Here is a 4690-nt window from a genome sequence, read left to right on the forward strand (position 1 = left end):
TTGACGTTTGAAGTTCCTTGCAAGGAACTTTATGTTTTGTCCGAATTATGCTTGCAAGACAAAATCTGATGCCGTCAGAGTTGGCGCACCACTTAGAGTCGCAAATAAACCACCAGATGAATTACCATTAGGGTTGTAGAATAACTGCCCATTCACGGAATCATAGACAATTATCGCCGTGCTAGTCCCCGCTTTATTAGTGACTTCAAAATCACTCAAGTTATTAAAACCCGTTCCCGCAGCAGAGGTAATGTTACTAAAAGTAGTTTTATCCAGTACAATCTTGTCACCTTGGGAACTGTTGAAGTCAGTAATGGCATCTACACCAATAGCACTTCGGGCAAAAGCAGCATCGGTGTTGTAAAGGAATCTGTCAGCACCTACACCACCAACGAAAATATCATTGTCTTTGCCACCCACAAGAGTATCATTGCCCTCTCCACTAATGAGAATATCATCGCCTGACCCGCCCCGCAACAGGTCATTGCCACTTAAGGCATTAATTATGTCATTACCTCCTTGACCATTAATCACATCATCTGAGTTGTCAAAACCTGCGATGTTATTGTTTAAGTCATTGAGGAAAGTGACAGTGTTTTTGTTAAAAATGCTAGTTTGAGTAGAGTTAGCATTAATTACATCAAAGCTGTCGGTGATGCTGGTTTGTCCATCAAACAAGATATTGCCCAGTGCAATTCTTGAATCAATTTCTGGCAGGTTATCCAGGTTTTCTAAGAGGAAGTTTTGCAGAGTTACTTTGCTAGATGCCACATTTTCAAAGGTAACTTCTAAGTTATTACCATTTTGAGTTAGTTGCAGATTTTCGGCAGTCAATCCCGAACCAGTAAATTGCAGTGTATTAAGATTAGCAATCACTGCCTGAGATGGGTTTGAGCCTTCACCAACGCCACCAAAATCGGTGATGGTGTCATTGCGCTCGCCCAGATCGAGCAGCTCGTTGCGTGCCGTCTCGGCGAGGATCGAGTGACCGAGCGCGGTCGGGTGGAAGAACGGGTCGAGGAATAGCGTCGCATGCTGCACCGCCGGGTCCTGCCCGATGATCGCCGGGTTGTAGGCCGGCTGCTCGCCGGTCACCGGCGTCCGGCTGATCAAAACCGGCTCGTCCACGTTGACGAAGCCGTACGCCCCTGGTTCCGCCGCGATTGCATCGAACAGCGCGTTGATGTCCAAGATGTTGATGTTCACGCCCGATTCCACCTCGTAGGCATCCAGCGCGGCCGTCAAACCCTGGTTGTAGCCCTCGATCACCGGGTCGAAGAAGCCAGGCTCAACGCCGAGGAGCTTCAGGAACTCCGGGTCACTGAAGATCGGTGCCAGCTCGACCGGCGGGACGAGCCCGACCAGGAAGTTCTTGGCACCCAACGCTTGCAAGCTTGCGATGCCGTCGACGGTCGCTTTGATCGATTGCTGCGCGGCCTCCTCCGGCGCAATGCCCTCCCCCGGCGGCAGGGTCAGGTCGTTGCCGCCGAAGTTAACGACCACCAGGTCGTCCTCGCCGAAGGTGTCGTAGGTCTCCTCGAAGGCGTCGATCTGTCCCGCGAAGGTGTTCAACTCGGTCGCCGCGCCGAACGGGTCAATCGGGTTGACCAACTCGCGCGCCGTGGCGTCGAGGTAGCTGAAGTTGGTGTCCTGCTCGGCGTTTTCCTCGACTCCCAGGATGCGCCCGAGGTACGTGGTCCAGTTCAAGCCGTCGGTGAAGTTGCCGAGCGGCGAGTACGGCGCGACGTCGTAGGGCGGGTTCGCGCCCGCGCTCTCCGCCACAGCGTTCTTGCCGAACTCGCCGCCGTTCTCGGTCAGGCGATCGCCGAATACGAACAGGTTGTCGACCGTGTAGCCGCTGTTCTCGCCGTCCGGCAGCACCGGCTCGTCGCCCCGCGCCGGCGAATACACGCCGAAAAACGGGTCGAAGTAGTCGGCAAACGGGTTGCTCTTCGTGATCACGTCCGCGAGTGGATCAACCGCGCCGGGGATCAGCACGTTTGGTTCGACGCCCGGCGGCAAGGTTGGGTTGAGCGGGTCGAAGTCGTTCGCGGTCAGCCCATCCGGCGGCTGCGCCTCGCCGTCAACGCCGGAGAAATCGCCCGGCACGCCGGCTTCGCCCAAAACGCCGCCGATCGCGGCGTCTTCGCCGCGCAGAGGCGGTTCGCCGTTGCCGCCCTCAGTCGGGGCGATCACGCCGTTCGCTAGCGCTTGCTGCCGGCCCGGCGTGTCGGGCAGGTCGTTCTCGCCCTTGAAGGTACGCTCGATGATCTCGACGCGGTAGTCAGCGCTTGGATCGCCGCCCGCCTTTACGATCGAGCCGTATTGCGGTGGGGTGAGCACCGGCGGGTTCTTTTGCAGCACGGTGACGCTTTCGACCTCTTCACCGTCCGGGCTGAGGCCGTACATCACGTTGCGCGCCGCGTCGACAGCGTAAAGTTTACCGTCCGAGCCGATCTTGATGTCGTTCAGGTTGCTCTGCGTGTTGAACAGCGTGGTCGCGCCGTCCGGGCCGTTATCGAGGGCGTATTGCACCGAGTCGAACGCCGGGGTCCAGGTCGCCTGCGAGGGATCCTCACCGAACAGACCTTCAAGGCGCAGCACGCCGCGCAAGCCCTCGCCGAACTCGCCTAACGCCTCGGCGGTTTGAACCGAGAGGCCGCCGCCGGAGGCGATCCACGCCGTGCCGTCGTCGCCGATTGCAAGGCCGTTCGGACCGATGGAAAGGATCCGGTCCTCGCCGGTGTTCGGGTTATATTCGATGGTCGAGGGCAAACCCTCGTAAATCCGCTCCTGGTAACCGTTCTCAAGGTCGATCCGGCTGATCGCGCCGGTGTAGCCAGCGCGCTGGCTGACCAAACCCGGAATGAATTGGATGCTCAGCGCGTCCTCAGCGTTCGGGTCATCCGCTGGCGTGCCCTTGCCCGTTTCGAGAACGTAGAGGTTGCCATCGGGGCCGATGTCCATGCCGCGCGGGTTGTTAAGGTTCTCCGCTACGACCTCGTATGACCACTCGCCGGTCTCGGCGTCTTGCTCGTAGGCAAGCACTTGGCCCTCGTCGATGTCGCCGTTGCCGATTGCGGCGTACACCTTGCCCTCGTGCGCCAACACGTGGTTGCCGAAGCGCAGTTCCTCGCCCGATATCTGCTTACGCGTGCCGTCCGGGTCCACCCGGATTAAGCGGCTCGGCGGCAGGTCTTCGACCAGGAGCGTCGGATCGTAAACGGTGGTGGCGTTGACGTATTCGAGGGCGTAAAGCGCCCCGTCCTCGTCGAACGTCAGACCGTTGAGTTGCTGAAAGCCGCTAGCGTAAATCTGGCCGGTGCCGCCCGGGGTGCGCCCGTCGTAGCTGGCGACGCCCTCCGGATCGCTAACGCGCAGCACCTGAGCGTAGCCTTCGGGGTAGGGCAACGCGCTTAGCTCAGAGGCGTAGAGTGCGCCGTCAGGGCCAACCGTGACGGCGGTCGGCACGGACTCATTTTGGCGGTTAAAAAAGCCGGTGTTGCCGCTGGAGTATTGCGCCGGAAGGGCGAGGACCACGTCCTCGTCGCCGGGCGCCGCGTTGATTGGGGGAGTCTGTTCGTCCATGGTGTCAACCTTTATTAAGCATTATGTAATTAACAAAACGTACTAACATTGCACTTTAAATGACTAATTATTTGACGAGAACGACAGATTGTTTGTTGTCAATTCAAACCCTTCTGCATTACTTGTTCAAGCAATTTTTACAACTTTATGTCAGAAACCGTAAAAATTAGATGCTCTTCCAGTGAAGCTTGTAGGCATGAAAAGCTTCACTTTTAACTTGTTGTTGCGGTCAAATAATTCTTCACTCCATTAGTAAAGATTACCATGTTTAAAAACAAACAACTTTGCTTATCTTTCGATCTAATTGACTTTTTTTTTGATCTAAACTTCATCCATCTTGAAAACTGGAGAAATAATACTTATTAGTGCAGATGGAAAGAGCGTGGTTCTACGCACAGAAGATTTGCGTCCTCAAACCCAGAAAAGAGCGCTCTTAAATCACAAGAAACTCGATAAAAGGTTAACTAAGGGAGAAAAACGTAACTCGAAACGGATGGCAACAGTAGCATCTGTTTATACAATCGCCCCATTTATCCGCACACCAGAACAAATTATTGACCCAGAAAAATTTTGTGTTGATAAACGTCCGAAGCCCGAAAATAAAAGAGTTTGGGCCAGCTTAGTTAAAGAGCCAGAATTGTTTATTAGTGATGCATTTGACGAAGCATTATATCGAGACCCAAACAAACAAAAACATTGGGTTGCCTTAGTTGATGGTAATAAAATACAACTGAACCTACTAAAAAATTTTTCACGTCAACATCATATAAACCTGACTATTGTTCTTGATATTATCCATATAATTCAATACGCTTGGGTTAAGCAAATTTATCTGTTAAGGCAGCAGGGGGAGCAGGGGAGGCAGAGGAAGCAGGGGGAGAAAAAAAGCTTAACTGAACTGTATTGCAGTTTAGGACTTATGCAAAGGCTTTATATCGCATCTACATATACAGAGCTTACGCAAGTGTCACAAAGAAGACGTAAATTGAAGCTTGTAGTAGGCACTAAATCCGCAAATTAAAAAACCCCATCCCGCAAGCGAGATGAGGTTGCAAAGCTGCACTAAATAAGCTGTATGAAATTGAAAAATTAAGAACTAAGC

1 protein-coding gene and 1 pseudogene are annotated in these 4690 nt (G+C 53.6%); one reads left to right on the plus strand and one right to left on the minus strand.

Going from position 1 to position 4690, the window contains the following annotated elements:
- Nucleotides 1–45 precede the first annotated feature (45 nt).
- Nucleotides 46–3588 carry a ScyD/ScyE family protein gene (locus VE944_RS13460; RefSeq protein ID WP_324977759.1) on the minus strand — a complete coding sequence of 1181 codons (3543 nt, stop codon included), beginning with the start codon at nucleotides 3586–3588 and terminating at the stop codon, nucleotides 46–48.
- Nucleotides 3589–3928: 340 nt separating this feature from the next.
- Here VE944_RS13460 and VE944_RS13465 point away from each other — a divergent pair.
- Nucleotides 3929–4405 (plus strand): annotated as a pseudogene (locus VE944_RS13465) (ISKra4 family transposase); the annotation flags it as partial.
- Nucleotides 4406–4690: the final 285 nt, after the last annotated feature.

The sequence above is a fragment of the Nostoc sp. genome (assembly GCF_035638895.1).
Classification (GTDB): Bacteria; Cyanobacteriota; Cyanobacteriia; order Cyanobacteriales; family Nostocaceae; genus Nostoc.